Annotated in this window: 6 protein-coding genes; 2 read left to right on the top strand and 4 right to left on the bottom strand. The window is 56.1% G+C overall.

The window, feature by feature from the left end:
• Positions 1-458 precede the first annotated feature (458 nt).
• Together Q0349_RS11430 and ccmA are read left to right on the top strand one after the other, a co-directional pair.
• Complete coding sequence (locus Q0349_RS11430) at positions 459-905, top strand: hypothetical protein (RefSeq protein ID WP_298081100.1); 447 nt, start codon at positions 459-461, stop codon at positions 903-905.
• A 31-nt stretch (positions 906-936) separates the two neighbouring features.
• Positions 937-1,521, top strand: a complete 585-nt coding sequence (ccmA, locus tag Q0349_RS11425) for a heme ABC exporter ATP-binding protein CcmA (RefSeq protein ID WP_298081099.1) — start codon at positions 937-939, stop codon at positions 1,519-1,521.
• Between the two features lie 174 nt (positions 1,522-1,695).
• Here the strand turns inward: ccmA and Q0349_RS11420 are convergent, their stop codons facing one another.
• From Q0349_RS11420 to Q0349_RS11405, 4 genes are all read right to left on the bottom strand, one after another.
• The gene (locus tag Q0349_RS11420; RefSeq protein ID WP_298081098.1) at positions 1,696-2,196 is read right to left on the bottom strand and encodes a GNAT family protein; all 501 of its coding nucleotides are present in this window, start codon (positions 2,194-2,196) and stop codon (positions 1,696-1,698) included.
• Positions 2,197-2,249: 53 nt separating this feature from the next.
• Entirely contained in the window at positions 2,250-2,762 is a 513-nt protein-coding gene (gene gloA / locus Q0349_RS11415) for a lactoylglutathione lyase (RefSeq protein WP_298081097.1), read from the bottom strand.
• Positions 2,763-2,852: 90 nt separating this feature from the next.
• Entirely contained in the window at positions 2,853-3,344 is a 492-nt protein-coding gene (locus Q0349_RS11410; protein WP_298081095.1) for a hypothetical protein, read from the bottom strand.
• A gap of 21 nt (positions 3,345-3,365) precedes the next feature.
• Positions 3,366-4,298 carry a hypothetical protein gene (locus tag Q0349_RS11405; RefSeq protein ID WP_298081094.1) on the bottom strand — a complete coding sequence of 311 codons (933 nt, stop codon included), beginning with the start codon at positions 4,296-4,298 and terminating at the stop codon, positions 3,366-3,368.
• Positions 4,299-4,394 lie beyond the last annotated feature (96 nt).

Raw genomic sequence — 4,394 nt, 5'->3', positions numbered from 1 at the left:
TAACCGCCCGAACGATAGTAATTGGTCATAACACGATGATTTTGCGCGTAGGTTGGGTTAGCGCGCAGCGCGTAACCCAACAACAGAATATAGCGATACACCGAAAGTCTCATACTATACCGTCTTTCCGTATAGCGGCGTACCACCTCCAGCGTTCCTCCTTGTGTGTATCGCTATATATGTTCGGCATTCGGTTTGTTGGGTTACGCGCTGCGCGCTAACCCAACCTACAAAGGCTCACGGCTGAATTGCAAATAGCGCCTAATATCCCTGAACAAAAAAATGCCGACGCGAAGTCGGCATTTTTAATGGCAAACCCTTTGCATCAGGGACAAGTTTTTAATTTTTCTTTAAGGAGAGAATTATGGGAAAAATCAGTCGCAATCCCTTTGAAACAGGGACAAATTTTTAATGTTAATCAATGGGAATATACATCCTGGCAGTAGGTCGCAATCCCTTTGGAACAGGGACAAATTTTTAATGGTGTAATGTGTTTTTCCTCCTCGTTTTCAACAGATTGTGAAGGCTATTTCCAATTTTTGCAAATGGGAAAAAGTTGCGCCCGCGAGCATTGTTTTGATTCGGGTTTTTCATGGATGGTTTTGACGGCATCCGCTGGATTGCGGTGCGTGTATTTTACGGCATCGGGTAGTTTGGGGTACGGCAACGCGGTTTTTGATGCCATCCGCAGCGCGGGTCTTGTACAGAATTTGGTGCGTATCGCCATACCATTATCGTCGTTCGGTTATGGATGGCTGACGTTAAAGATGTCGGGTACTTGTACCCGTTCTGCTCCGATTTTCACCGCGTGCGTGTCCACACCTCCTACGCACGGCCTCCGCCATAAGGTGCGCCGTTCGGTTATGGATGGCGGGCATAGGCACAAAGCGGCGCAAGCAAGATAATATGCGCCAATCCCGCCGCATTCCCGTAATCATGATTTTACTTGAAGCCGACAATCTCACCCTGCTCAAAGGCAGTAGCCTGCTGCTGCGTCGCTACGCGCTGACCCTCGCCGCCGGGCAAATCATCCACCTCACCGGCGACAACGGCAGCGGCAAGACCACGCTGCTGCAAGCGCTTGCCGGGCTCATCACCCCGCAAGGCGGGCAGATTCGCCGCCACGCGCCGCTGCTCTACCTCGGCCATCGCCCCGGTATCAAAAGCACCCTGACTGCGCGCGAAAATCTGCGCTATGCCGCCCGCCTCTACCACGGCATGAGCGGCGCCGACCTTGAAACCCGGCTTGATGCTGCCCTCGCTGCCGTCGCCCTCAACCGCCACGACGACCGGCAAAGTCGCCAGCTCTCCGCCGGACAACAGCGCCGCTGTCAGCTCGCCCGCCTTTGGCTGGAGACGCCACCGCTGTGGTTGCTCGACGAGCCGCTGACCGCGCTTGATGCGACGACCAGCGCCACCCTGCGTGCCCGCCTGGAAGAACATCGCCAGCATGGCGGCGCGATCATCATCACCAGCCACCAGCCGCTTGACCTACCCGCGCTGGAAATCCGCCATTTATAGTCGTCCACGCCAATAGTCTTGAAAACGCGGGGGCGGTTAGGCGCTCGTGTCGTAACCGCCCGCAGCGACAAGCATTGCTTGCGAAGCAAGAGAGAGGAGGGGGTGAGGGCGGCAAACAATGGAAAAATTGGAATTTCGGCTCATCCATAATATCGCTCACCCCCTCCCCAACCCCTAGTCTGCGCGGGGCAACCGGCGGTGGTAAACGTATTGCAGTCCCTTCAGCCCCGGATAATTGCGACCGGTATCGTGAAAACCGGCACGCTGGTAGAGGCGGATGGCGGGGCGATTGGCGTGATGGACGCCGAGGACGATCTCGTCGCAGTCGGGAAAATGTGCGCGCACGAACGGGTCAAGACAGGCGGGGGCGAGGGCGGCATGGGCATAGCCGTTGCCCTGATGACGCGGGTTGAGCGACATCGAGCGCAGCAGCAGCGCCTGCGGGTTGGCGCTGTATTCCTCGCGGGCACTGCTCCCGTCAAGGATGAAAAAACCGACGGGCTCACCCGCGTGCAGGATGGTGACAGCGCGTTGGGCAGCGTCAAAACCCCTGCCGCCGCTGAGCCAGTCGCGCGGTGGCCGTGAATACTCGGCTTGCGCGCCGTGCAGCTGGTAGGCGGTGAGCGCGGCGAAGTGCGCCGCGCAGCAGGGGGCGAGGGTGATGGCGGGCAGCATGGGCGGGACGGGTCATGATGGCGATGCGGCGCTCGCGTACGGGGCGGAATATCTCAACCCTTGATGATTTCCACCCAGTAGTCGTCTGGGTCTTTGATAAAGGCGATGTAGCGCATCGTGCCGTCTTCCGGGCGTTTCTGGTAGGGGACGCGGTTTTGGTCAAACCAGGCGATGGCGGCGGCGAAATCCGGCACGCTGATGCAGATGTGGCCATAGCCGCGCGGCTCGCGGTTGCCGTTGTGATAGTGGAAGGCGGGGTCTGTTTCCGTGCCCCAGTTGTGGGTCAGCTCCAGGATGCCGCTTTGCCGGGCAATCCAGGCACGGCGCGCTTCTTCCTCTTCCGGGATGACCTCGTCGCCGCGCAGCATGGCGAGGAAATAGAGGCTGAATTTGCCGCCTTCATAATCGCTTTTGCGCAAGAGCGTCATGCCGAGGATGCGGGTGTAGAAATCGAGCGATGCCGCCGGGTCTTTGACGCGCAGCATGGTGTGGTTGTAGGTGAAGCCACGGGTGGCAGGGTCGTGGTTTTGCGTCGCGCCGGGCGCGGTGGGTGCGGTGAAGCTCATGTTGTCTCCGGTTGTGAATGAAAAAGGGATGCGGCATTGGCAAATGATTTTGCCGCGTGTCGTGCGGAATAGCCTGTTTCAGAATACCGCTTATTTTTTAGCTGACGCCGCTGCGGGATGATCCTCCGCATACTGCGCCTCAATGATTTTATCAGCCGTCTGCTGATAGCGCTGGCGCAAGGCGGCATCGTCCTTTATCAAAAAGACGATAACGCGCATTTGTGCCTTGCCCACCGGCCAGGCGGTGAATGTTATCCGCACTGGGCCTTCAACCGTTTGCCGTTTAATCGTCATTGCCGCACGGTCGCCTTTTTTATGAATGCCATCGCTGTCTTCCAGTGAAAAAGCATCGGCGCTTTCCGCCATGTCTTTCAGCGTTGCCACCGCATTCATGCCTTCGGCGGGAAAGGGCGGCGCAATAATAACGCTGGTTTCGTGGCTATCGGCATCGGCAGGCTCATAAGTAATCGCATCGCGGGTTTGCATCATTTTCCAGCCGTGCGGTGTATCAAAGGCCACCGCGTTTTGGGCGCAGCATATTGTGGCGAACAGGGCGGCGAAACCATAAAATTTTATGTTCATGATTTGTCCCAGGTGCTGCGGCTACTGCGCCTGCGTGAAATACGCCGCAATAATTTGTTTGGCATCTTCCTGAAAACGCTGGAGCAGGGCGGCATCTTCCTCGCAGATTACCAGGACAAGGCGCATTTTATCTTTGCCTGCCGGGAAAGCAGTGAAATTGGCGTAGAGTTTCTGCCCTTTTTCTTCAAGCCGGTAATTGGTCACAACCAATTCACCTGCGCTATCCACCGCGTCATGCTCCAGTACTTTGTCATAACCTTTTGCGATACCGCTTGCCGCAAATTCCAGCCAGGTAGTACGGTTCATGCCCGCATCGGGCATCGGATCATAAACGCTCACAATAAAAATTTTCTTGTCGCTGTCTTGCGGCGTATAAAGGGTGACATTGCCGGTATATTTGCCCGACCATCCCGCAGGCACAAAAGGCACATCATCGTTGCTGCTTTTGTTTCCGCCCGTATCCGCATTGGCGGCAGCGCCTGCATGATCCTCGGCATATTGTGCGTCAATCATGCTATCCACGACGGGCTGATAACGCTGCCGTAATTCGGCATCATCCCGAATCATGAAAGCAATCTCGCGCAACTGCTTGGCATTGAGCGGATATACGGTAATTTGCAGGTAACGCCGCCCGTTGGGCTGTTCCAGCGTCATTGAAATGGTTGCGCGGTCGCCATTGATGACAGGGTCGCCATTGACGTTAATTGTCGGACCGCCTCCGGCAAAAAATCTTGCCACAGTTTTTGCCCATTCCGCCGCTGATTTGCCCATATTATTGTGTGGCAGCGTGATTCTCAGCAGAATATCGAAGCCGGTATCTGTTTCGGGCGTGTAGTGGCGTTCTGCTCCATGCGTTTCGACTTTCCAGCCTGGTGGCGTTTCAATCGCCAGTGCGCTTTGCGTGAGAAAAATTATGCCGGACAAGGCTGCGATGAGCAGAGGTTGGATTTTCATGGATTGCTCCGGTTTGTTTTTTTAAGACGGTGTTGATGATAGAGGGCAAGACGCGGGCGGTTACGCGCTTTGCGCTAACTGCCCCTACAGCTATTT

Source organism: uncultured Cardiobacterium sp. (assembly GCF_938028185.1).
Classification (GTDB): Bacteria; Pseudomonadota; Gammaproteobacteria; order Cardiobacteriales; family Cardiobacteriaceae; genus Cardiobacterium.
The sequence above is the reverse complement of the archived record's forward strand: the minus strand, read 5'-3'. Positions and strand labels throughout refer to the sequence as shown.

Excerpts from the sequence above, each read along its gene's own strand:
- Q0349_RS11405 (WP_298081094.1), bottom strand. The coding sequence starts at position 4,298 with ATGAAAATCCAACCTCTGCTCATCGCAGCCTTGTCCGGCATAATTTTT.
- Q0349_RS11420 (WP_298081098.1), bottom strand. The coding sequence starts at position 2,196 with ATGCTGCCCGCCATCACCCTCGCCCCCTGCTGCGCGGCGCACTTCGCC.
- gloA (WP_298081097.1), bottom strand. The coding sequence starts at position 2,762 with ATGAGCTTCACCGCACCCACCGCGCCCGGCGCGACGCAAAACCACGAC.
- ccmA (WP_298081099.1), top strand. The coding sequence starts at position 937 with ATGATTTTACTTGAAGCCGACAATCTCACCCTGCTCAAAGGCAGTAGC.
- Q0349_RS11410 (WP_298081095.1), bottom strand. The coding sequence starts at position 3,344 with ATGAACATAAAATTTTATGGTTTCGCCGCCCTGTTCGCCACAATATGC.